General features: G+C 70.2%; 21 protein-coding genes and 1 riboswitch. Of the genes, 14 read left to right on the top strand and 7 right to left on the bottom strand.

Annotated elements, in window-relative coordinates:
- Nucleotides 1-209 precede the first annotated feature (209 nt).
- The gene (locus ACNPM4_RS00700; protein ID WP_448984360.1) at nucleotides 210-2084 is read right to left on the bottom strand and encodes a D-alanyl-D-alanine carboxypeptidase family protein; all 1875 of its coding nucleotides are present in this window, start codon (nucleotides 2082-2084) and stop codon (nucleotides 210-212) included.
- An 82-nt stretch (nucleotides 2085-2166) separates the two neighbouring features.
- Nucleotides 2167-2278, top strand: a riboswitch (TPP riboswitch).
- Here ACNPM4_RS00700 and ACNPM4_RS00695 point away from each other — a divergent pair.
- The 3 genes from ACNPM4_RS00695 to ACNPM4_RS00685 all read left to right on the top strand — a co-directional run bounded on the left by ACNPM4_RS00695 (nucleotide 2269) and on the right by ACNPM4_RS00685 (nucleotide 5158).
- Nucleotides 2269-2913 carry an ECF transporter S component gene (locus ACNPM4_RS00695; protein WP_448984359.1) on the top strand — a complete coding sequence of 215 codons (645 nt, stop codon included), beginning with the start codon at nucleotides 2269-2271 and terminating at the stop codon, nucleotides 2911-2913. It overlaps the preceding riboswitch by 10 nt.
- Nucleotides 2913-4370 (top strand): ABC transporter ATP-binding protein, encoded by a 1458-nt coding sequence (locus ACNPM4_RS00690; RefSeq protein WP_448984358.1) that lies wholly within the window; start codon nucleotides 2913-2915, stop codon nucleotides 4368-4370. The genes ACNPM4_RS00695 and ACNPM4_RS00690 overlap by 1 nt, the downstream gene beginning before the upstream one ends.
- Entirely contained in the window at nucleotides 4367-5158 is a 792-nt protein-coding gene (locus ACNPM4_RS00685) for an energy-coupling factor transporter transmembrane component T family protein (RefSeq protein WP_400857591.1), read from the top strand. The genes ACNPM4_RS00690 and ACNPM4_RS00685 overlap by 4 nt, the downstream gene beginning before the upstream one ends.
- Nucleotides 5159-5177: 19 nt before the next feature.
- Here ACNPM4_RS00685 and ACNPM4_RS00680 read toward each other — a convergent pair whose 3' ends face one another.
- Nucleotides 5178-5912, bottom strand: coding sequence for a phosphotransferase (locus ACNPM4_RS00680; protein ID WP_400857592.1), 735 nt, complete (start codon nucleotides 5910-5912; stop codon nucleotides 5178-5180).
- A 216-nt stretch (nucleotides 5913-6128) separates the two neighbouring features.
- On the opposite strand from ACNPM4_RS00680, the gene ACNPM4_RS00675 reads away from it, so the two are divergent.
- Together ACNPM4_RS00675 and ACNPM4_RS00670 are read left to right on the top strand one after the other, a co-directional pair.
- Nucleotides 6129-6887 carry an SDR family NAD(P)-dependent oxidoreductase gene (locus tag ACNPM4_RS00675; protein ID WP_448984357.1) on the top strand — a complete coding sequence of 253 codons (759 nt, stop codon included), beginning with the start codon at nucleotides 6129-6131 and terminating at the stop codon, nucleotides 6885-6887.
- A gap of 44 nt (nucleotides 6888-6931) precedes the next feature.
- Nucleotides 6932-7762: an SDR family oxidoreductase gene (locus tag ACNPM4_RS00670; protein WP_029261216.1), complete on the top strand. Its 831-nt coding sequence runs from the start codon at nucleotides 6932-6934 to the stop codon at nucleotides 7760-7762.
- An 18-nt stretch (nucleotides 7763-7780) separates the two neighbouring features.
- Here the strand turns inward: ACNPM4_RS00670 and ACNPM4_RS00665 are convergent, their stop codons facing one another.
- From ACNPM4_RS00665 to ACNPM4_RS00645, 5 genes are all read right to left on the bottom strand, one after another.
- Nucleotides 7781-8530: a sulfite exporter TauE/SafE family protein gene (locus ACNPM4_RS00665; protein ID WP_105711231.1), complete on the bottom strand. Its 750-nt coding sequence runs from the start codon at nucleotides 8528-8530 to the stop codon at nucleotides 7781-7783.
- A complete protein-coding gene (locus ACNPM4_RS00660) occupies nucleotides 8527-9222 on the bottom strand; it encodes an ankyrin repeat domain-containing protein (RefSeq protein WP_448984356.1) in 696 nt (231 codons plus the stop codon). The genes ACNPM4_RS00665 and ACNPM4_RS00660 overlap by 4 nt, the downstream gene beginning before the upstream one ends.
- 41 nt (nucleotides 9223-9263) lie before the next feature.
- The gene (locus ACNPM4_RS00655) at nucleotides 9264-9902 is read right to left on the bottom strand and encodes a bifunctional 4-hydroxy-2-oxoglutarate aldolase/2-dehydro-3-deoxy-phosphogluconate aldolase (RefSeq protein ID WP_372467506.1); all 639 of its coding nucleotides are present in this window, start codon (nucleotides 9900-9902) and stop codon (nucleotides 9264-9266) included.
- An 83-nt stretch (nucleotides 9903-9985) separates the two neighbouring features.
- Nucleotides 9986-10543, bottom strand: coding sequence for a ribosomal protein L7/L12 (locus ACNPM4_RS00650; RefSeq protein WP_448984355.1), 558 nt, complete (start codon nucleotides 10541-10543; stop codon nucleotides 9986-9988).
- A 47-nt stretch (nucleotides 10544-10590) separates the two neighbouring features.
- The gene (locus tag ACNPM4_RS00645) at nucleotides 10591-11352 is read right to left on the bottom strand and encodes a GntR family transcriptional regulator (protein WP_417507082.1); all 762 of its coding nucleotides are present in this window, start codon (nucleotides 11350-11352) and stop codon (nucleotides 10591-10593) included.
- A 171-nt stretch (nucleotides 11353-11523) separates the two neighbouring features.
- On the opposite strand from ACNPM4_RS00645, the gene ACNPM4_RS00640 reads away from it, so the two are divergent.
- The 9 genes from ACNPM4_RS00640 to ACNPM4_RS00600 all read left to right on the top strand — a co-directional run.
- Nucleotides 11524-12225: an MgtC/SapB family protein gene (locus ACNPM4_RS00640; protein ID WP_051662376.1), complete on the top strand. Its 702-nt coding sequence runs from the start codon at nucleotides 11524-11526 to the stop codon at nucleotides 12223-12225.
- 72 nt (nucleotides 12226-12297) lie between these two features.
- Nucleotides 12298-13206, top strand: a complete 909-nt coding sequence (locus ACNPM4_RS00635; protein ID WP_051662377.1) for a sugar phosphate isomerase/epimerase family protein — start codon at nucleotides 12298-12300, stop codon at nucleotides 13204-13206.
- Complete coding sequence (locus ACNPM4_RS00630) at nucleotides 13203-14366, top strand: Gfo/Idh/MocA family protein (protein WP_051662378.1); 1164 nt, start codon at nucleotides 13203-13205, stop codon at nucleotides 14364-14366. The genes ACNPM4_RS00635 and ACNPM4_RS00630 overlap by 4 nt, the downstream gene beginning before the upstream one ends.
- A 61-nt stretch (nucleotides 14367-14427) precedes the next feature.
- Nucleotides 14428-15837 (top strand): extracellular solute-binding protein, encoded by a 1410-nt coding sequence (locus tag ACNPM4_RS00625; protein WP_448984354.1) that lies wholly within the window; start codon nucleotides 14428-14430, stop codon nucleotides 15835-15837.
- A gap of 2 nt (nucleotides 15838-15839) precedes the next feature.
- Complete coding sequence (locus tag ACNPM4_RS00620) at nucleotides 15840-16787, top strand: carbohydrate ABC transporter permease (RefSeq protein ID WP_091031549.1); 948 nt, start codon at nucleotides 15840-15842, stop codon at nucleotides 16785-16787.
- On the top strand, nucleotides 16784-17638 hold the full coding sequence (locus ACNPM4_RS00615) for a carbohydrate ABC transporter permease (RefSeq protein ID WP_197021025.1): 855 nt from the start codon (nucleotides 16784-16786) through the stop codon (nucleotides 17636-17638). Before ACNPM4_RS00620 ends, ACNPM4_RS00615 begins: the two co-directional genes overlap by 4 nt.
- Nucleotides 17638-18711: an ABC transporter ATP-binding protein gene (locus ACNPM4_RS00610; RefSeq protein ID WP_029261204.1), complete on the top strand. Its 1074-nt coding sequence runs from the start codon at nucleotides 17638-17640 to the stop codon at nucleotides 18709-18711. Before ACNPM4_RS00615 ends, ACNPM4_RS00610 begins: the two co-directional genes overlap by 1 nt.
- Nucleotides 18711-19967: a CehA/McbA family metallohydrolase gene (locus ACNPM4_RS00605; protein WP_448984353.1), complete on the top strand. Its 1257-nt coding sequence runs from the start codon at nucleotides 18711-18713 to the stop codon at nucleotides 19965-19967. Before ACNPM4_RS00610 ends, ACNPM4_RS00605 begins: the two co-directional genes overlap by 1 nt.
- A gap of 49 nt (nucleotides 19968-20016) precedes the next feature.
- The coding region (locus ACNPM4_RS00600) for a glycoside hydrolase family 38 N-terminal domain-containing protein (RefSeq protein ID WP_448984352.1) at nucleotides 20017-21459 on the top strand (1443 nt) is incomplete at its 3' end.

Raw genomic sequence — 21459 nt, 5'->3', positions numbered from 1 at the left:
CTGTTCTGCGTGCGCTGTTCTGCGTGCGCTGTTCTGCGTGCGCTGTCACCCTCGACCGGCATCCTGCCGCGCAGAGCGACATGCTCAGCAGGTGAGGAGCCAAAAAACGCCGCCTCCGAAGGGCTGGAGGCGGCGTTCTTTGACTCCTCGGAGTGAGAGAGTCAGGCGGCGGTGGTTCGGCGACGATCGGCGCGATCTCGGCGCGAGAGTCAGCGCGGGTCGGTGGTGATGCCCAGGAGCTCGAGCGGATGGGTCAGACGCCACCAGGGGCTCGGTCCCTCGACATCTTCGGCCAGGACCAGGGGAACCGTGACACTGTCGAGCGGGCCGGCAGCGGTCATCGTCCCCACCGTGCCGTCTTCATCGCGCTCGTCCGCGAGGTCGAAGGTCGGGGTGGCTGTGGCGAGGGCACCGTTCCACAGCACCACATCGGCGTCGGAGTCGGTGACGACCTCGACATCCTCGCCCCACAGGGTCGTGACGCGTCCGACGACCGTGCCCGCGGCGACCGCCGGGCCCTGCGCCTGCAGTGCAGCTTCGGTCTCGGCGAAGAGCGAGCGGGTCAGGGCGAGCCGCTCATCGTCGCCCGCCTGGTTCAGCGCGGCGGCGTACAACTTCACCGTCGTGTCGCCGACCGTCACATCCTTCGCCGTGAGCAGGTTCCAGCCGACCAGAGTGCCGGTCTTGATGCCGACGACACCCGGGTCGGCGAGCATCTTGTTCGTGTTGACGACCGTGCCCGCGCCGGGCAGGTCGACCGATTTCGTGCCCACGATCTCGGCGAACACCGGATTCTGCATCGCCAGCTCGCCCAGTGCGATGAGCGAATCGGGCGTCGAGACGTTGCGTTCGTCGAAGCCCGACGGGGTGACGACCGTGATGCCGGTGAGGTTGCGCTCTCTCAGCCAGGTCTCCGCGGCGGACGCGAACTCCCGGTCGGAGCCCCAGATCTCGGAGGCGAGCCGATCGATGTAGTTGTTCGCCGAGCCGAGGAGCGTGCCCTGCAGCAGCTGGTACTCGGTCAGCACGCCGTCGACGGGCACATCCAGCGCCGACTGATCACTGCGCCGGTAGTCCCAGTACTCCACGCTGTCGCGGTAGCTGAAGCGGAACTCGGGGCCCTGCTCGCCGAGGGCCAGCGGCATCCGGTCGAGCACCATCAGGCTGCTCACGACCTTGGTGATGCTCGCGATGCTGACGGCACCGGGGTTCGAGGCCACCGTGCTCAACCCGCCGATGCCGACAGCGGCGCTGCCCTCGCCGGGCCAGGTGGGCGCAGCCGCGGCGGCGGGGACCGTGCTGAACTCGACGGACTGCACCGTGGGCGGCACTTCGTGCAGCGGCCAGAGCATCGTCGTGCCGGCGTAGGCGGCGACGATCGCGACCAGCGTCGCCAACGGCACCAGGATCCCCGGACGGGCGATCGCCGGTCGCAGGTGGGCCCCGCGCATCAGTCCGCCTGTCTGCTCAGCCTCGGCCGGCTCGTCGAGAGTGGCGAGAGGCGGGTGCGCGGCGACCGTCGCGGCATCGACCCAGGTGAGGGCCGTCGCCCCGGTCGTGTCATCCGCCCACTGCGGTGCGCTCGCGTCGAGGAGAGCATTCGCGTCGTCCGCCGGCTCTTCACCGGCTGTCCGCTCGGCCGGGACGAACGGCGGTTTGGTCAGCGGGGGTGTCGGCGGCGTCGCATCCACGGGGTCGATGGGCTCGATGGGCTCGATGGGCTCGACAGGCTCGATGGGCTCGCCGGGCTCTACGAGGCCGGCGGCCTCGACGGGCTCCGCTGCGGGTTCGGAGAGCAGCTCGGGTTCGTGATCGACGCCGCCGCCCGTGGAGCTCGGTGTCGTGAACAGCGCGCCGATCGCCGCGGAGTCGACCGGGATGGCCGCTGACACGGCGGCATCCGGGGGTCGCACATCGCCCGCGAACAGCTGGTCGGCGGCGAACGCGGAGGTGTCGGTGGAGTCTGCGGGGGCAGCATCCACCGCGACCGGCAGGTCGTCGACCGGTCCGGAGGGGACGGCGTCCGGCGAGCCGTCGCCATCGACGACGCCCGTCGCCTCGTCGGCGGGATCTGAAGCGGTCACTCGTTTACGGTACCCAATCCCGGGCGCGTTGCGCGGCGCGCAGCCTTGTCGCCCGCGGGGTGTCGCGAGCCGGTAGGCTCTTCAGCACAACCACGGGAGTCCGGCGAGCCGGGCTGAGAGGGAGCGAATCGCGCTTCGACCGTCGAACCTGATCTGGGTCATGCCAGCGCAGGGAGGAGTTCAGATGAGCACGTCCACGTCCACATCGGCGTCCACCAAGGCCCAGGCCTCGCCCCCGGCCAGAAGCTTCCTGCGCTGGCGCATCGTCGACATCGTCGTCGCCAGCGTCATCGGTGTCGCCGCCGGCCTGATCTTCCTCGCGTGGAACGTCGGGTACCTCGGCCCGAAGGCCCTGCTCGAGCCGCTGCTCCCCGGCGTCCAGGGCCTCCTCGACGGCCCGTGGCTCTTCGCCGGCGTCCTCGGCGGGCTGATCATCCGCAAGGCCGGCGCGGCGATCTACGTCGAGCTGCTCGCGGCGGTCGTCTCGGCCCTCATCGGCAACCAGTGGGGCGGATTCCTCACTCTCGAAGCCGGACTCGTGCAGGGTCTCGGCGCCGAACTGGTCTTCCTCCTCTTCTTCTACCGCCGCTGGTCATTGCCGGTCGCGATCCTCGCGGGTGCCGGTGCAGCCCTCGCCGGCGGGATCAACAACCTCGTGCTCTGGTACGCCGGCTCCGGGCCCGCCTTCACGACGATCTACCTCATCAGCACGGTCATCTCCGGTGCCGTCATCGCGGGGGCGCTGTCCTGGGTGCTGGCGCGAGGCATCGCCGCGACCGGAGCGCTCGACCGATTCGGCTCCGGGCGCGAGGCACGCGTCCGCGTCTGATGGCGGCGGATCACACCGTCCCCGCCGCCGTCGAGGCGCGCGGCTGGGGGTGGCGCCACGCGAGTCGCCTCGCCTGGGCGCTGAGCGACGTCTCGTTCCGCATCGACCCCGGTGAGCGCGTTCTGGTGCTCGGGGCTTCCGGGGCGGGCAAGTCCACGCTGCTCCACGGTCTCGCGGGCGTGCTCGGTGGCGAGGAGGAGGGCGAGAGCACGGGCGAACTGCTCGTCGACGGTGCTCCCGCCGTCGCCACCCGGGGGCGCGCCGGCCTCGTGCTGCAGGACCCGGACTCGCAGGTGATCCTGGCGCGAGCCGGCGACGATGTCGCGTTCGGCTGCGAGAACCTCGGCGTGCCACGGGCGCAGATCTGGCCCCGGGTGGAGGCGGCGCTGGATGCCGTCGGCCTCGATGTGCCGCTGGACCACCCGACCAAGGCGCTCTCCGGCGGGCAGAAGCAGCGGCTCGCGCTCGCCGGTATGCTCGCGATGCGTCCGGGGCTCGTGCTGCTCGACGAGCCGACCGCCAACCTCGACCCGGCCGGTGTCGTCGAGGTGCGTGACGCGGTGGAGCGGATGCTGCAGTCGCAGCCGGCGACACTCATCGTCGTCGAGCACCGCCTCGAGGTGTGGCTGCCGCTCATCACACGGGTGCTCGTGATCGGCGCCGGGGGAGTGGTGGCAGACGGAGCGCCCGCTGAGGTGCTCGGCGACCAGGGTGCACGGCTCGCGGCCGACGGTGTCTGGGTGCCGGGGCACGCTCCCGCCGCCCCGCCGCCCCCGCGCGGGATGCCGGGGGAGACTCTGCTCTCGGCGCGCGGACTCGCCGTCGCCCGCGTCAAGGGACGCCCGGTCGCCTCCGGTATCGACCTCGATGTGCACGCCGGCCAGGCGCTGGCGATCACCGGCCCGAACGGCGCCGGCAAGTCCACGCTCGGACTGACCCTCGCGGGGCTGCTTCCGCCTGCTGCGGGTGACCTGACGGCATCCGCCGTGCTCGCCGCCGGGGCGGACCCCTCGCCGATCCGCTGGGCCTCGCGGGATCTGCTGACCCGCATCGGCATGGTGTTCCAGGAGCCCGAGCATCAGCTGCTCGCGAAGACCGTGCGCGACGAGCTGGCCGTCGGACCGCGCGCGCTCGGGATGGACGAAGACGAGATCGCCGTGCGCAGCGACGAGCTGCTCGCGCGACTGCGCCTGACGCACCTCGCCGCCGCCAACCCGTACACGCTCTCCGGCGGCGAGAAACGTCGCCTCACGGTCGCCGCGGCCATCGCGACCCGGCCGCGGGTGCTCGTGCTCGACGAGCCCACCTTCGGGCAGGACGCCCGCACCTGGGCGGAACTCGTCGCCATGCTCGCGGCGCTCCGCGACGAGGGGTCGGCGATCGTCACGATCACCCACGACCTCGATGTCGCGCGCGCGCTGCACGCCGAGCGGTTCGAACTCGGGGGCGTGTCGTGACCCTGCTCGACACGCAGGCGCGCACCGGAGCCCTCGCCGCCGTCAACCCGGTGGCCAAGCTCGGCGTCAGCGCGCTGATCGCGGTGCCGCTGATCCTGACGCTCGATCCGGTGTCGGCATCCGTCGCGCTCGTGCTGGAGTTCGTGCTCTTCCTGTTCGCCGGAATCGGCTGGCGCGAGTTCTGGATGCGCACCTGGCCGGTCTGGCTCGCCGCACCCCTGACCGGCCTCACCATCGCGCTCTACGGCGAGACGAGCGGCACCGTCTACGTCGACTGGTTCGTGCTGCGGATCAGCGAGGGATCGCTCGCGCTCGCGCTCGCCACGATGCTGCGGGTGCTCGCGATCGCGCTGCCCTCGGTGGTCCTGTTCATCACGGTCGACCCGACCGACCTCGCCGACGGCCTCGGCCAGATCGTGCGACTTCCTGCCCGGTTCGTGCTCGGGGCGCTCGCCGGGCTGCGGATGGTGGGTCTGTTCCTCGACGACTGGCGTGCGCTCGAGCTCGCCCGCCGGGCGAGGGGCGTGGCCGATCGCGGTCGCATCCGCCGGTTCCTCGGGATGGCGTTCGCGTTGCTCGTGCTGTCGATCCGGCGCGGGGCGAAGCTCGCCACCGCCATGGAGGCGCGGGGATTCGGAGCGCCGGGGCGGCGCACCTGGGCGCGCGAGTCACGGTTCGGCGCGGCCGAGTGGATGCTGCTCGCCGTGGGGGCCGCGATCTCCGGCATCGCGATCGCCGCCGCCGTCGCCACCGGGGCGTGGAACTTCATCCTCGGCCCCGGCGCCTGAGCGCGGGGTCAGCGCGGGGTCAGGCGGCGTTCCAGAGCTCGCGGTAGTAGGCGAGGCGCGTGCGGTCGGGCTCGACTCCGTAGGCCTCGATGAGTGCGTCCTCCCAGCCGGGGCCGTAGTTCCACTCGGTGCTCATGGCGGCGACAGCGATGTCGGCCCAGCGGTCGGCCACGCCGAGCAGGGCCAGGTCGACGTGCGCGAGCCACCGGCCGTCGTCGCCGACCAGTGTGTTCGGGCAGCAGGCGTCGCCGTGGCTGACGACGAGGAGGTCGATCTCGGGCGCGGTCCGGAGCTCGTCCGGCACGACGATCCCGCGCCGTTCGGCGTTCTCGATGCGCGATGACACGCTCCAGTCCCAGGGGCAGTCCGCGACGGGAAGGGCGTCGTGCATGGCGCGGAGTGCCTCGCCGACGGCACGAACGGCGACCGCGGGTTCGGCGACCCACCGCGGGTCCACGGCGCTCAGCCCGTCGAGCGCGGCCGTGACCATCCACTCGTGCGTCTCGTCGCCGCCGCTCTCGAGCACGGTCGGCACCGTGATCCACTGCGACGCCCACTGCATCCGCTCCGCCTCGTCGCTCAGGGTGAACTCGAGGTTGCGCGGCCCCCATTTGATGAAGAACGGATCGCCCTGGCCGGTGGCACGGAACGTCAGCCCGCCGTAGTCGTTCCGCCATACGCACTCGAGGTCGGCGCCGCGGGCGAGGAGCCGGACGCGATCGGGCACGACGACGTCGTCGGTGGGGATGGTCATGCTCCCATCCTGCCCCAGGCTTCGGACGGGGGACCGATATCTGCGGGAGGCTTCGGACGACGGGACCGTTCTTCGTGGAGGCGGTGTCGTAGGCTCGCTCTGAACGCGCTTCCTGCGGGCGGGCGCCACCCGTTTCGTGGTGGAACCAGGAACCACGTAGGCTGAGACCGCGTTCCAGCGAAGCGTGTCGCAACGACGTTCGAAGGAGAACCTCAGATGCAGATCAGCGGTCAGGGTGCACTCATCACCGGAGGGGCCTCGGGCCTCGGGCTCGCCACCGCGCGCCGGCTCGTCGCCGCGGGAGCTCACGTCACGATCATCGACCTCCCCTCGTCGAAGGGGGCGGAGATCGCGGACGAGCTCGGCGGACTCTTCGTCGCGGCCGACGTCACGAACGCCGACGAGGTGCAGGCAGCCGTGGCCGCCGCGCAGTCCGCCGCTCCGCTGCGCGTGGTCGTGAACTGCGCCGGCATCGCGCCGCCCGCCAAGGTGCTCGACCGTGAGGGCAATCCCGCGGTGCTCGCCGACTTCGAGCGCGTGATCCGCATCAACCTCGTCGGCACGTTCAACGTCATCTCCCAGGCATCGGCCGTGATGGCCCGGAACGAGCTGCACGACGAGGAGCGCGGCGTCATCGTCAACACCGCGAGCGTCGCGGCTTTCGACGGACAGATCGGCCAGCCCGCCTACTCCGCGTCCAAGGGCGGGGTGCACGCGATGACCCTCCCCGTGGCACGCGAACTCGCCCGCCACAGCATCCGCGTGTGCACGATCGCCCCCGGCATCATGGAGACCCCGATGCTGATGGGCCTCCCGCAGGCAGCTCAGGACTCCCTCGGCCAGCAGGTCCCCTTCCCGTCGCGCCTCGGTCGCCCCGACGAGTACGCCGCCCTCGTGCAGCAGATCGTCGAGAACGGGTACCTCAACGGCGAGACCATCCGTCTCGACGGCGCCATCCGCATGGCCCCGAGATGACCGACACCCCCTCTTCCCGTCGCGATCAGAACCCAGGAGAAACCATGTCCCTTGCCGGAAAGACCATCCTGATGTCGGGCGGCAGCCGCGGAATCGGCCTCGCGATCGCGCTGCGGGCGGCCGCCGACGGGGCGAACATCGCCATGCTCGCGAAGACCGACACCCCGCATCCGAAGCTCGAAGGCACCATCCACACCGCCGCCGAGCAGATCCGGGCAGCCGGCGGCAACGCACTCCCGATCGTCGGCGACGTGCGCGACGACGACGACATCACCGAAGCGGTCATGAAGACGCAGGGCGAGTTCGGCGGCATCGACATCGTCATCAACAACGCCAGCGTCATCGACCTCTCCCGCTCGCTCGACCTGGGTGCCAAGAAGTACGACCTGATGCAGGACGTCAACGTGCGCGGCACCTTCATGCTGTCCCGCGCGGCCGTGCCGATCCTGAAGGATGCCGAGAATCCCCACATCCTCTCCCTCTCGCCGCCCCTGAATCCGAGCCCGAAGTGGCTCGGCGCGCACACGGGATACACCTTGGCGAAGTTCGGCATGACGCTCGCGACGCTCGGTCTCGCGGCGGAGTTCGCGCGCGACGGGATCGCCGCCAACACGCTGTGGCCCCGCACCACGATCGCGACCGCGGCGGTGCAGAACCTGCTCGGCGGCGACAAGGTCATGGCCGCGAGCCGCACCCCCGAGATCTATGCCGATGCCGCGTACGCCGTGCTGCTCAAGCCCGCGGCGTCGTACACCGGGCAGTCGCTCATCGTGGAAGACGTGCTCGAGGCCGACGGCGTGACCGACTTCTCTGGCTACGCCGCGATCCCCGGCACACCCGACAGCGCGCTGTTCCCGGACATCTTCCTCGACTGAGGGTGGGCGCCCGAGCGCTCAGATCAGCAGGTACACCGCGCCGAGGACCGTCAGCACGATCACGATGCGGTCGAACACGCGCTGGTTCATGCGCCGCGCGACCCGCAGGCCGAGCAGAGCGCCGATCACCACGAGCGGGGCGAGCACGGCATCCATCAGCAGCACCGGCGCGTGGAAGAGCCCGAGGCCGGCGAGGAACGGCACCTTGATCACGTTGATGATGGCGAAGAACCACGCCGAGGTGCCGAGGAACACCTGCACGGGCGTGCGGGTGGCCAAGAAGTACATCGACATGACCGGTCCGCCCGCGTTGGCGACCATGGTCGTGAAACCACCGAGCGTGCCGTAGGCGCCCGCGAGCACGATGCCGCCCGACGGCGGGGCCGCCGCGTCGGCCTTGCTCTGCCGCCACCGGCGCCAGAGGGTCACCGCGATCATCAGGAGCAGGATCACGCCGATGGCCCGGCGGACCACTCCGTCGCCGGCGAGTGCGAGGAACGCGAATCCGACGAGGAGTCCGGCGATCACCGCGGGGGCCAGGCGCAGCAGCGTCGGCCAGTGGGCGTGCCGGCGGTAGGCGAAGAGCGCGAACAGGTCGCCCACCATGAGCAGCAGCAGGGTCGCGGCCGTCGAGGTGCGGGCGGGCAGCACCGCGGCGAACAGGGCGATGGCCAGGATGCTGCCGCCGGGCAGTGCCGTCTTCGAGATGCCGATCGTGACCGCGGCCACGGCGAGGGCGGCCCAGGCCCACGGGTCGAGGGCGATCACCGTTCGAGCTCGGCGACGATCGCGCCGTAGCCGCGGCTCCTCGCGAGGTCGACCGGCAGCACACCGTCGCCGTCGGGGATGCCGATGTCCGCCCCGCCGTCGAGGAGCGCGCGCACGACCTCGACGTAGCGGGAGGAGCCGTCGCCGAGCACGATCGCCTCGTGCAGCGCCGTCCAGTTCAGGTTGTTGACGTGGTTCGGGTCGACGCCCGCCTCGAGCAGGATCTCGACCGTCGACAGCAGTCCGCGTTCGGAGGCCGGGATCAGGGCGGTGCCCCCGAAGCGGTTCGTGCTCGTCAGGTCGGCGCCGCTCTCGAGCGTCAGACGCAGGATCTCGTCGTGCCCGCGGGCGCCGGCGTACAGGTAGGCGGAGTCCTGGATGTCGTCCTTCGCGTTCACGTCGGCACCGGCCTCGATGAGCACTCGTGCCGCGTCGACCTGATTTCCCTTGGTCGCCGCGACCAGGGCGGTCATGCCGCCGTCGCCCCGCGCCTCGATCGCCGCTCCCGCATCGAGGGCCGCGCGCACGGCATCCGCGTCTCCGCTGGCGGCGGCGACGAGCAGGTCCTGAGTGGCGTCGGACATGGAGACCTCCGGTGTCGGTGCGGGCGGGGCGGGGTTCGCGGTGCAGGCCGTCGCGGTCAGCAGGACGGCGACGAGTGCACTGAGGACGAGGATCGGTCGCGCACGCATGCGTCTGGTATACCAAACGAGGCTGAACGCCGCCGGGTCGATCAGCCGCGAGCGGCGGCGAGCGCTGCCGTGAACCGGGCGGCGCGCTGCTCGATGTCCGCCCAGTCGGATGCCGCGATCGATGCGCCGTTGGCCAGGTCGCCGCCGGCGCCGACCGCGACGGCACCCGCCGCGAACCAGGCTGCGAGGTTGTCGGGGCTCACGCCGCCGGTCGGCATGAGCGGGGCGTCGGGGAACGGTCCGCGCAGCGCGCCGAGGTACGACGGACCGCCCAGCGACGCCGGGAAGATCTTCACCACGTCGACGCCGAGTTCGAGTGCGCTCATGACCTCGGTGGGCGTCATGGCCCCGGTCATCACGACGCGATCGGTGTCGAGCATCGTGCGGGTCAGGTGGGGGAGCGTGCCGGGGCTGACGAGGAACTCCGCCCCCGCATCCGCGGCCGCCGCTGCCTGCGCGGCGGTCGTCACGGTTCCGGCGCCGATGTACGCGGCGTCACCGTGGCGGGTGATGAGCTCGCGGATCACGGCGGGCGCGTCGGGCGTCGAGAAGGTCACCTCGATACCGGTGACCCCACCGCGGATGATCGCCTCGGAGGCCTCCAGGGCCAGCTCGGGGGACGAAGCGCGGAGCACGGCGAGGATGCCGGTGCTGCGGGCGCGGTCGAGACGGTCTGTCATGAGGCTCCTTGGGGTGGGGGACCCTCCCATTCTCCCTCGCCGGGGAGTCCGCTTCCGCGCGGGGAGGTACCGGTCCGTCGCGCTCAGCTGCGGTGCGGAACCCAGGCGTCGATCAGGAGCTTCGACTCCTTGAGGCCGAGGCCCGTCTGCTCCCGGAGCAGCTTGATCGCGCCGATCCGGGAATCGCGGGCGATGAGCGCATCGATCTCGGATGCCACGGATGCCGGCAGCGAGGCGCGCACGGTCGACGGCGTCAGCGCGCTCGGGGTGATGGCGGAGTGCACGGCGGTGGCGTTCGACACGGCGGCGAGGTGGGGAGCGGTCGTGCTGGCCGACCAGTGCTCCACGCGATCCTTCGCCTCTTTCAGGCCCACGCCGGTGTGGTCGCGGTAGAGCTTGATGGCGTGGATCTTGTGCCCCGCTCCGACGAGCCGGTCGATCTCGGCGATGACGTCGGGCGTCAGCCCGGAAGCGGGTGCCGATGCTGAGGAGGCGGGCGCGGAGCGCGGCGTCGCGGCCGTCGGTGTGAAGACCTGCGGCTCCGGCAGCTTCGGCCGCATTCCGCGCAGCGCGACGGCCAGGATCGCGACGACGACGATCAGGCCGACGATGATCCCGATGATCCACAGCGCGTCATCCATGGGGTCAGTCTACGGAGGCGACATCCGCTGCCCCAGGGGCTTGCGGACTACTTGGCGACGAGCGTGGTCTCGAAGCGGTAGAGGTCGGGCCGGTAGCAGTGGTGTCCGAACTCGATCGCCGCGCCGGACTGGTCGAACGAGATGCGCTCCATCGTCAGCAGCGGCCCGCCGGCTTCGATCTCCAGCAGCTCGGGCTCGTCCGCCTCCGCCCGCCGCGCGCCGATCTTCTGCTTGGCGACGCGGATGGCGACGCCGCGCGCACGCAGCACCTGGTAGAGGCCGCGCGATTCGAGCTGCTCCGACGAGATGTTCGCGAACTCGCCCGGCAGGTAGTTCTCCAGCACGGCGACGGGGACGCCGTCGGTGCTGCGTCGACGGCGCAGGTGCAGCACCTCGGTGCCGGGGGTGAGTGCCAGCGCGGCCGCGACCTCGTCGGATGCCGCGATGACCTCGTGGGTGAGCACCTGCGTCCCCGGTTCGTGATGGGCGCTCTGCAGGTCTTCGAACAGGCTGGTGAGCTCGACCTGGCGCGTGACGGATCCCTGCACGACCTGGGTGCCGATGCCGCGGCGTCGCACGAGCAGACCCTTGTCGACGAGTTCCTGGATGGCGCGTCGGATGGTGGGTCGCGACAGGCCGAGCTGCTCGGCGATCGAGACCTCGTTCTCGAGGCGGGCGCCGGCGGGGATGGCGCCGGATTGGATCGCGCTCTGGAGGCGCGTCGACACCTGGAAGTAGAGCGGGACGGGTCCCGTGCGGTCGATGTCGGCGAACAGATCGTTCGGCCACGGAGTGACGAGATCGGCCATGGTGCTCCGCTTTCTGTGAGGGAGTCATATTGTAGCGACAATCATACGATCGCCTATGTCGGCTCTTTTTCGGCGGATCCGGGCGGTGAGGCGCGCGGAGACATCGGTTCCGAGAGTGACCTGGCCCGCGAGATGCATAAAGTGCTATTGTTCGGACATGGTGGAGTACTCGTGAGCATCGTGGGGGATCCGCACCTGCTCGTGGAGCTCGGACTCCTCGCCCTGGCATTCGTCCTCTCGCTCGCCGTCGGGGTCGAGAGGTCGCGCAAGCTCAAGAGCGCGGGCCTGCGGACGCACGTCCTGGTGGGGATCGGCTCCGCGATCTTCACGCTGATCTCGGCCTACGGATTCGAGGGAGTGCTCGGCCCGGACGTGGCCGTCGATCCCTCTCGCATCGCGGCGCAGGTGGTCTCCGGCATCGGCTTCCTCGGCGCCGGCGTCATCTTCGTGCGCAACAATGCCGTCTCCGGGCTGACCTCCGCCGCGACCATCTGGGTCGTGGCGGCGATCGGCATGGCGTGCGGGGCCAACATGCCGCTGCTGGCGATCGCCGGCACGGGGCTGCACCTGCTGACGGTCGGACCCCTGTCCCGCGTGCGTGATCGTGTGCGCCCCGAGCCGGAGCGGCTGCGGGTCACGCTGCAGTACGAGTCCGAGCGCGGCGCCATCCGCGAGGTGCTCGCCGCCGCCGAGCGCCGCGGTCTTCCCGCCACCCTCCTCGGTGCCGCGCGGATCCACGGGGACTCCGACATGCGCGCGACGCTCGAGTTCGCGGAGGCTTCCCCCGAGATGAGGTCGGAGCTGATCGACGCGATCGCACGACTCGACGGGGTGCGATCCGTCGTCGTCCAGGGCTTCTCAGACGACGATTGATGCATATGTAATTACCTGCTAACATTTTCACCGGGCCTCGGGTCCGACCGTTCAATGGAGAAAGGAAATCGAGTGATCCGTATCGCGAATGCGCCGGTGAGCTACGGAGTCTTCGAGCTGGCTCGGCCGGATCTCGTCGCTCTCCCCGAAGGGGAGGAGCTCGCGCGCTGGATCAGCGAAGCCGGCTACCAGGGCATCGACCTCGGTCCGGTCGGCCTCCTCGGTCGCGGGGCGGATCTCACGGATCGCCTGCAGAGGTACGGCCTCGAGCTCGCCGGCGGATGGATCGATCTGCCCTTCGCGGGCACCGATGACGAGTTCGAGCGCGCGCTCGCCGACCTCGACGGCATCCTCGACGTCTTCGTCGCCGCCGCCGAGACCGGCCCCGTCCTCGCCCCGCTCCCGACCCTCGCCGACTCCGGCAGTGCCGAGCGCAAGGCGCGCCCCGGTGGTGCTCCCGAGCTCACGCTCCGCGGCGACGACTGGGCCCGGTTCGCCGATCGCGTGAACATCACGACTGCCCGGGTGCGCGACCGCGGCCTCGAGCCCACGTTCCACCACCACGCCTGCACCTACGTGGAGACACCGGAAGAAGTCGACGCGCTGCTCGAGACGACCGATGTCGGACTCACCTTCGACTCCGGTCACCTCCTCATCGGCGGAGGCGACCCGCTGCCCGACTACCGTCGCTGGCGCGACCGCATCAACCACCTGCACCTGAAAGACGCACGCACGCAGATCCTGCGTGAGGCGCTGCAGACCGACGACCCGATGCGGTCGGTGTGGGAGAAGCGCGTCTTCGTGCCTCTGGGCGAAGGCGACCTGGCCGTCACCGAGCTCGTCGACGAGATCATCGACAGCGGATACGACGGGTGGCTGATCGTGGAGCAGGACGTGGTTCCCCGCTCCGCCGCCGAGGTCGAGCAGGCCAAGGCCGAGCAGATCGCCAACCGCGACGCCCTCCGGAAGTGGTTCGCATGAGCATCACCCGCGTCGCCGTCATCGGACTGGGAGCGATCAGCCAGAGCGTCCACCTGCCGCTGCTGCGCCGGAACGCCGAGAGCTTCGAGATCGCCGCGCTCGTCGACCTCTCCGCCGAGCGCACCGCCGACATGGCCGCCCGCTACGGGGTCGCCGACGACCGTCGGTTCTCGTCCGTCGACGCCCTGATCGCCGCGAAGGACGAGGGCGCGCTCGTGATCGACGCCGCCATCCTCGCCACCACGGGCTCTCACGCGGGCGACACGCTGCGCCTCGTGCGCGCCGGCATCCGGGTGCTCGCCGAGAAGCCCCTCGCCTACTCGCTCGGCGAGCTCGACGCGCTCGCCGCCCACGCCGCCGAGACGGGGATCGATCTGCGCGACTGGGTGCGCGTCGGCTACATGAAGGAGTACGACCTCGCATCGCTCCGAGCGAAGGAGCTCCTCGCCGACGTCGACCTGCGCGCGGTGAGCGTGCAGGTAATGCACCCGCTGGACGGTTCCCAGCTCGCGTACGCCCGCCTCGCGGCGCCCACCGGCGACGTCTCCCGCGACACCCTCGCTCCGCTGATCGACGCCACGTCGGCGATCGTCGACTCGGCCGTCGGCTCCGACCTCCCCGTCGACCTGCGCACGCTCTACACGAACGTCGTGCTCGGCTCGATCGTCCACGACGTCGGACTGCTGCGCATGCTCGTCGGGGGTCTGGGCGACGTGGACTTCGCGCAGCACTGGGGGCGGAAGATGCCCGGTTCGGTCCACCTGCGCGGTGCGCTCGCCCGTGACGAGACACCGTGGACGCTCGACTGGCACTACATCGACGCCTACCCCGACTACCAGGAGACCGTCACCTTCCACCACGAGACCGGCTCGATCGAGCTCGTCTTCGGGGTGCCGTATGTGACCAACCTCCCCACGATCCTCCGTGTGACCGAGAACCACCCGGAGCTGGGTATCCGCGTGAGCGAATCGCGCTGGATGCAGCAAGAGGCTTTCGAGAACGAGCTGTTCGCGCTGGCGGCACTGGTCCGCGGCGAGCGCCCCGACGGGGCGAGCGTCGAGGAGTCGATCGCCGATGTGCGCGTCGGGCAGCGGATGATCCGCGCGCTCGCGCTCTCGAAGGGCTTCGCACTCGACCCGAGCGCCGAAGCCGCGCAGTAGTTCCCCCACCCGAGACCGAGCGGCATCCGCTCGGCGATCAGCGACACAGAAAGGTCCAGAAATGGTCACGAATGGAAAGCGCCGCCTTCTTGCGGCGTTCGCCCTCACCACTGTCGGTGCGGTCGTCCTCGCCGGCTGCTCCGGAGGATCAGAGCCGGAGGCCGAGGAGGAATCCGGACCGGTCACCCTCACCCTCACGACCAACTCCATCACCGGCGGCAAGAACGCCGCCGAGGCGGATTGGATCGCGGACTGGGTCATCCCCGAGTTCGAGAAGGCCATGAAGGCGGAGGACAAGGACGTCACCGTCGAGTTCCAGCCCCAGGGCGTCGACGACGAGGCCTACAAGACCAAGATCGCCCTCGACCTGCAGTCGGGCAAGGGCGCCGACATCATCGGCATGGACGGCATCTGGGTCGGCGAGTTCGCCGAGGCCGGGTACATCAAGCCGCTCGCCGACGTCGGCGGAGACGCGGTCGACGACTGGGACGGCTGGGCGCAGATCCCGGATGCCGTGCAGAACGCCCTCTCGTTCGACGGCGACCGCTACGGGGTGCCGCAGGGCGCCGACGGCCGCGTGCTCTACTACAACAAGGATCTCTTCGCGCAGGCGGGACTCGACGAGGACTGGGCTCCCGAGAGCTGGGACGACATCCTCGATGCGTCGCGCGACCTCAAGAAGCTCGACGGCGTCACCCCGATCCAGCTCAACGCCGGCACGGCGATGGGCGAGGCGACCACCATGCAGGGGCTGCTGCCCATGCTGGTCGGCACCGGCGAGCAGGTCTACGAGGACGGCAAGTGGATCGGCGCGACCGACGGCATGGAGAAGGCGCTCGACCTCTACGAGACCATCTACGTCGACGAGGGCCTCGGCGACCCGGTCCTCCAGCAGGAGGCCTCGGGACGCGACACCTCGTTCCAGCTCTTCGCCGAGGGCAAGATCGGCATCCTGCTCGAGGGCGACTACTTCTGGCGCTCCGTGATCAACCCCGAGGAGGGTGTGGGAACCGCCCCCATGGCCGACCGTGACAGCGCCGTCGGCTACGCCAAGATCCCGGCGGTCGAGCCCGGCGAGGGCATCGACGGTCAGGACTTCGTCTCGATGTCCGGCGGAACCGGTCGTGTGCTCAACCCCAACTCGAAGCACGCCGAACTCGCGTGGGAGCTGCTCGCCTTCATGAACTCTCCCGAGGCGTATGAGGCGCGTGCCGCCGGCACCCTGGCGATCTCGCCCCGCAACGACGTGAACGAGAAGCTGCTCTCCTCCGACCCGATGCTCACCTTCGTCAGCGAAGAGGTGCTGCCGATCACGGCCTACCGTCCGGGACTCGCGGCCTACCCGCAGGTGTCGGTGCTGCTGCAGCAGGCCACGCTCGACGTCGCCACCGGAACCTCGGTCGACGATGCACTGAAGACCTACGTCCGTGGTCTCGAAGGCGTCGTGGGTCCGGACGCGATCTCCGAGTGACCATGACGCAAGCAACGATGCCGGCGGGGAGCGTCACCACTCCCCGCCGGCGCCGCGCAGAGGATGTCGCGGGTCTCGGTCGGGCCAGGGCCACGCTCTTCGCGGCGCCCGGTCTGCTCCTGATCGGCCTGTTCCTCCTCTTCCCGGCGATCTGGACCGTCTACCTCGGCATGACCAACTACCGGTTGACCGGCTTCGCCGCCGCCAACCCGGAGTTCATCGGCCTGGACAACTTCTCCACGGCTCTCAACGATCCGCGCTTCTGGAACTCGCTGTGGCTCACGCTCGTCTTCGTGCTCGTCTCGGGCATCATCGGGCAGACGATCCTCGGCTTCGCGCTGGCCTGGATGCTGCGCAACGTGCGTGCGGGGGTGAAGACCTTCATCGAGACGCTCGTGCTCGCCGCCTGGGTCATCCCCGCCTCGGTCGCCTCGTTCCTCTGGCTCGCGCTCCTGGATCGGCGCACCGGCACCCTGAACTCCCTCCTCGGCACCGAGGGCGCCGCGTGGCTGATCGAGCACCCGATGGAGTGCATCATCATCTTCAACATCTGGGTCGGGACCGCGTTCTCGATGCAGCTGTTCTCCTCGGCGATCAGCGCGGTGCCGCCGTCGCAGCTCGAGAGCGCGCGCATGGTCGGCGCCAACACGTGGCAGCAGCTGCGCGACGTGATCCTGCCCAACATCAAGGGCCACCTGCTGACCAACACCCTGCTGATCACGCTGTGGACGTTCAACACCTTCACGCCCTACCTGCTCACCGCGGGCGGGCCGAACGGTCAGACCGACATCCTGTCGGTGTACATCTACCAGACCGCCATCCCCGGCGGGCAGCTGGGTCTCGGTGCAGCGATCTCGCTCATCATGCTCCTCATCAACCTCGTGATCGCGCTGATGTACACGCGCGTCTCGCGGGGTAAGAGCACCAAGAAGAAGAAGGTGACCTCATGATGACCACCATCAAGACGGTCGTGCGCGACCGCTCGGTGACCCACTTCGTCTCGCGGATCCTGTTCACGGTCGTGCTCGTCATCGTGTCGCTGTTCTTCGCGCTGCCGATGGTGTGGCTGATCCTGGCCCCGTTCGACGCGACCCCGTCGCTGACGGTGTCGTGGCCGGACTGGACGCTCGACAACTTCGCGCGGCTGGTCGAGAACCCGTACGCGATGAAGTCGATCCTCAACTCGCTGATCCTCGGCGTCGGCACCATGGCGCTCGTGATCGTCCTCGGCGCCCTGGCGTCGTATGCGATGAGCCGGATCAGCATCCCCGGCCGCGACGGCATCCTCTACGGTCTGCTGCTCCTGTCGTCGATCGTGACGGGGACGGCGGCCATGGTGCCGACGTTCCAGCTCATCAACCAGCTGCAGCTGATCAACACGCACGTCGGCGTCATCCTGGTGCTGGCGGGCGGGATCCTGCCGACGGTGATCTTCATCCTCAAGGACTTCATGGACTCGATCCCGAAGTCGTACGAGGAGTCGGCGCGGTTGTACGGCGCCGGCCCGTTCCGCATCCTCAAGGACATCGTGGTGCCGATCGCCCGCCCGGGTCTCGCGTTCATCGCGATCTGGACGATCGTGCAGGTCTGGGGCAACTTCCTCGTTCCGTTCCTGCTGCTGCGCACGCCCGACATGCAGCCGGCCGCCGTGCTCATGTACACCTTCTACACCGAGAGCGGCCAGGCCGACCTCCGACTGATCTCGGCGTTCTCGCTGGTGTTCTCGGTGCCTGTCCTGCTCATCTACTTCTTTGTGAACCGTCGCTACGGTTTCCGCTTCCACGGAGGGATCAAGTCCTGATGGCCGCCATCATTGCAACCGAACTCGTCAAGGAGTACCCCGGCGGGGTGCGCGGCGTCGACAGTGTCGACGTCGAGATCGCGGACGGCGAGTTCTTCGCGCTCCTCGGCCCCTCCGGCTGCGGGAAGACCACGCTGCTGCGGTCGATCGCGGGGCTGGAGAGCATCACCTCCGGAAAGCTCACGATCGGCGAGAAAGACGTCACGAACGCGGAGCCGGGCGAGCGCGGCGTCGCGATGGTCTTCCAGGACTACGCGCTGTTCCCGCACATGGACGTCGGCGACAACATCGCCTACCCGCTGCGGATCCGCCGCGTGGGGAAGACCGAGCGCCGCACCACGGCCGAGTCGGTCGCGAACGGGCTGTCGCTGAACGGACTCATCGAGCGCCGCCCCGGCCAGCTCTCCGGTGGTCAGCAGCAGCGCGTGGCGCTCGCCCGCGCCGTCGCGACCCGGCCAGACGTGCTGCTGCTCGACGAGCCGCTGTCGAACCTCGACGCCCGGCTGCGCCTCGAGGCGCGCACGTTCCTCAAGGAGTTGCAGCGCGACCTGGGGGTCACGACCGTGTTCGTGACCCACGACCAGGCCGAGGCGCTCGCGCTCGCCGACCGGATCGCGGTCATGAAGTCCGGCAAGCTGCAGCAGATCGGCTCGCCGCGCGAGATCTTCCACCGCCCGAACAACACCTTCGTCGCGGGGTTCATCGGCTCGGTGCCGATGAACCTGCTCGAGACCGCGGTCTCGGGCGGAACCGTGCGGATCGGTGAGTCCGACGTGGCGGTGCCCACCGAAGCCGCCGCCGCCGCGCGCGACGGCCAGACCGTGATCTGGGGCATCCGTCCCGAGTACCTGCGCTGGTCGACCGAGCCCGTCGAGGGCGGTATCGCCGCCGAGGTCGTCGTGACCGAGACCCTCGGTGCGACGAGCCTGGTGCTCGTCAGTGCGGGGGAGCACAAGCTCCAGGTGGTCGTGCCCGAGGAGCAGGAGCCGGCGCCGGGTGACCGCGGCTGGATCGTCCCGCAGCTCCACCGTGTGCTGCTGTTCGACGCCGAGAGCACCGAGCGGATCGGCTGATGAGCACCATCCGCACCACCCTGCACCTCACCCACGAGATCCAGAACGCCGACCGCTACGTGCGGGTGCCGTTCGACGTGCCCGCCGGCACCGACTCGCTCGAGGTGCGCATCTCGTACGACAGTGAGGCGGCGGTGATCGACCTCGGCTGCGAGGGCGCCGCAGGGTGGCGCGGATGGTCGGGCGGAGCGCGGACCGCCTACGTGATCCGCACCGACGACGCCACGCCCGGGTACCTGCCGGGGCGTCCCGAGGAGGGCGAGTGGAATGTGATCCTCGGCGTGCACCGGCTGAGTGCCGGCGGCGCCGACATCACGGTCGAGATCTCGCTCCCCGCGGAGTCGACGATCGATCACGGACCGGATGCGGCTCCCGTGACCGGGGTGCCGCGGGGGAGTTCGAGAAACCTCCCGGCGCCCGCCGGCCTGCGCTGGTTCGCCGGCGACTTCCACGCGCACACCCTCCATTCGGACGGCCGCGAGAGCATCTCGGGGCTCGCCGCACTGGGCGCGAGGGCCGGGCTCGACTTCCTCGCCGTCACCGACCACAACACCACCAGCCATCATGCGCACCTCCCGGGTGTCGGGATGCAGCACTCCATCACGCTGCTCCCCGGGCAGGAGGTGACCACGCACCGTGGTCACGCGAACGCCTTCGGGGACATCGGCTGGATCGACTTCCGCCGCCCCGCGCAGGAGTGGGTCGACGAGGTCGAGCGCCGCGGCGGCGTGCTCAGCGTGAACCACCCGATCTCGGGCGACTGCTCGTGGCTGCATCCGCTGGAGCGCGCACCGCGGGCGATCGAGCTGTGGCACTCGACCTGGTACCGGGAACTCATCGCGACCTCGCCGCTCGCCTTCCACGAACGGTGGGACAAGGATGCCGTGCTCCTCGGCGGCGCCGACTTCCACATGCAGAGCCAGGGCGTCGGCCCGGGCACTCCGACGACCTGGGTCGCGGCGGAGGATGCCTCGCCCGAGGCGATCCTCGCCGGAGTCGCCGCCGGGCGCACCGCCATCATGGGCGGGGTGACCGTGCGCGACGGGCTCACCGCACCGGACCTCTTCACCGCCCCCGTCCTCCTGCGCATCGAGGACGAGCTCCTCGCCATCGACGCCGACGGACTGATCCTCGTCGACGGCGCCGGCGAGCGCCGCTCGGTGCACGGTGATCGCGTCGCGTTCCCGGCCGAGCGCTCCGCCGGCCCCCACTACCTGCTGCACCCCGACCGCAGCATCGCCGCCCTGTGCGCCTGACCGGCCGCACGCCCCACACCTTTCCCCAGAGAATCAGGAGTCCCCGCCCGTGACCAGTGAGATCGTCGTCGTCCCCCACACCCACTGGGACCGCGAGTGGTACGAGCCGCACGATGTGTTCCGTCTGCGCCTGGTGCACATGCTCGACCGGCTGATCGGCATCCTGGAGGCGGAGCCGGAGTACCGGTTCACGCTCGACGGACAGGCCGCGGCGATCGAGGACTACCTCGAGATGCGCCCGGACATGCGCGACCGGGTCGTGGCGCTGGTCGAGCGGGAGCAGCTCAGCGTCGGTCCGTTCCTCATCCTCCTCGACGAGTTCGGCTGCGACGGCGAGACGATCATCCGCAACCTCGAGCTCGGCCGCGCCGCGAGCGCCCGCCTCGGACGCACGATGCCCGTCGGCTACCTCCCCGACATGTTCGGCCACGCGGCCCAGATGCCGCAGATCCTGTCGGGCTTCGGCATCCGGCACAGCGCCCTCTGGCGCGGCGTCCCCGCCGACATCGCCGAGCACGCCTTCTCCTGGGTCGCCCCCAATGGAGACGCCGTGCGGTGCGAGTACCTCTTCGACGGCTACGGCAACGGACTCGACATGTTCGCCCTGCCGGGGCAGCTGCCCGAACTCGCCCCCGACTACGCCGCCCGCACCGCATCCTGGTACGGCGACGACCCGGTACTCGCGATGCTGGGCACCGACCACTCGGCGCCGCCCGAGGATCTCGCCGAGGTCATCCGCGACTACGACGCGGGCGGGCGCGAACCGCACCTCTCGATCGCGACGCTCGACGGCCACCTCGCCCGCTACGCGACGGATGCCGCCACCCTCGCCGCCCTCCCGCAGGTGCACGGTGAGATGCGCTCGCACGCCCGCGGCAACCTCCTCCCCGGCGTCTTCTCCATCCGCACGAACCTCAAGCGCGAGATGGCCCGCTCCGAACAGGCGCTCACCGCCGCCGAGCGCCTGGACCTGATGTACGGCACCCGCGACCACCGTTCCTTCTTCGACACGGCCTGGTACCGCATCGTGGAGAGCACCGCGCACGACTCCGTGACCGGATGCGGCGTCGACGCGACGGCCGAGCAGGTGGGCACGCGCATCCACACCGCCGGCCACATCGCCCGCGGCGTGATCGACACCGTGCTCCGCGACGTCTCGACGGCCGTCTCGCCCGCGCAGCACCTCGTGTTCAACCCCTCGGGCTTCGCGCGGCGCGCGCAGGTCGAGGTCACGCTGCACGGGGTCGACGCGGGCTCCCTCTCCGCGGGCGTGCAGCTGCTCGACCCGCTGACCACCGTCCTCGGTGACGAGCGGATGCGCACGGCCGACCTGCCGAAGATCCTCCGCCGCATCCACGGCCGCGAGCTCTTCGGCCAGCAGATCAACGGATACGAGTGGGGCGAGCGGTTGCTGCGCTTCCAGGTCGCCGAGAGCCCGCAGGGCGTGTGGGACCTGGCCGCGTTCACCGTCGAGCTCGAGGAGCGCGTCGCC

The organism is Microbacterium umsixpiens, from assembly GCF_053543675.1.
The sequence above is the reverse complement of the archived record's forward strand: the minus strand, read 5'-3'. Positions and strand labels throughout refer to the sequence as shown.

Coding starts and splice junctions, on each gene's coding strand:
- ACNPM4_RS00695 (WP_448984359.1), top strand. CDS start 2,269: ATGAGCACGTCCACGTCCACATCGGCGTCCACCAAGGCCCAGGCCTCG.
- ACNPM4_RS00690 (WP_448984358.1), top strand. CDS start 2,913: ATGGCGGCGGATCACACCGTCCCCGCCGCCGTCGAGGCGCGCGGCTGG.
- ACNPM4_RS00680 (WP_400857592.1), bottom strand. CDS start 5,912: ATGACCATCCCCACCGACGACGTCGTCGTGCCCGATCGCGTCCGGCTC.
- ACNPM4_RS00675 (WP_448984357.1), top strand. CDS start 6,129: ATGCAGATCAGCGGTCAGGGTGCACTCATCACCGGAGGGGCCTCGGGC.
- ACNPM4_RS00670 (WP_029261216.1), top strand. CDS start 6,932: ATGTCCCTTGCCGGAAAGACCATCCTGATGTCGGGCGGCAGCCGCGGA.
- ACNPM4_RS00660 (WP_448984356.1), bottom strand. CDS start 9,222: ATGCGTGCGCGACCGATCCTCGTCCTCAGTGCACTCGTCGCCGTCCTG.
- ACNPM4_RS00655 (WP_372467506.1), bottom strand. CDS start 9,902: ATGACAGACCGTCTCGACCGCGCCCGCAGCACCGGCATCCTCGCCGTG.
- ACNPM4_RS00650 (WP_448984355.1), bottom strand. CDS start 10,543: ATGGATGACGCGCTGTGGATCATCGGGATCATCGTCGGCCTGATCGTC.
- ACNPM4_RS00645 (WP_417507082.1), bottom strand. CDS start 11,352: ATGGCCGATCTCGTCACTCCGTGGCCGAACGATCTGTTCGCCGACATC.
- ACNPM4_RS00630 (WP_051662378.1), top strand. CDS start 13,203: ATGAGCATCACCCGCGTCGCCGTCATCGGACTGGGAGCGATCAGCCAG.
- ACNPM4_RS00625 (WP_448984354.1), top strand. CDS start 14,428: ATGGTCACGAATGGAAAGCGCCGCCTTCTTGCGGCGTTCGCCCTCACC.
- ACNPM4_RS00620 (WP_091031549.1), top strand. CDS start 15,840: ATGACGCAAGCAACGATGCCGGCGGGGAGCGTCACCACTCCCCGCCGG.
- ACNPM4_RS00615 (WP_197021025.1), top strand. CDS start 16,784: ATGATGACCACCATCAAGACGGTCGTGCGCGACCGCTCGGTGACCCAC.
- ACNPM4_RS00610 (WP_029261204.1), top strand. CDS start 17,638: ATGGCCGCCATCATTGCAACCGAACTCGTCAAGGAGTACCCCGGCGGG.
- ACNPM4_RS00605 (WP_448984353.1), top strand. CDS start 18,711: ATGAGCACCATCCGCACCACCCTGCACCTCACCCACGAGATCCAGAAC.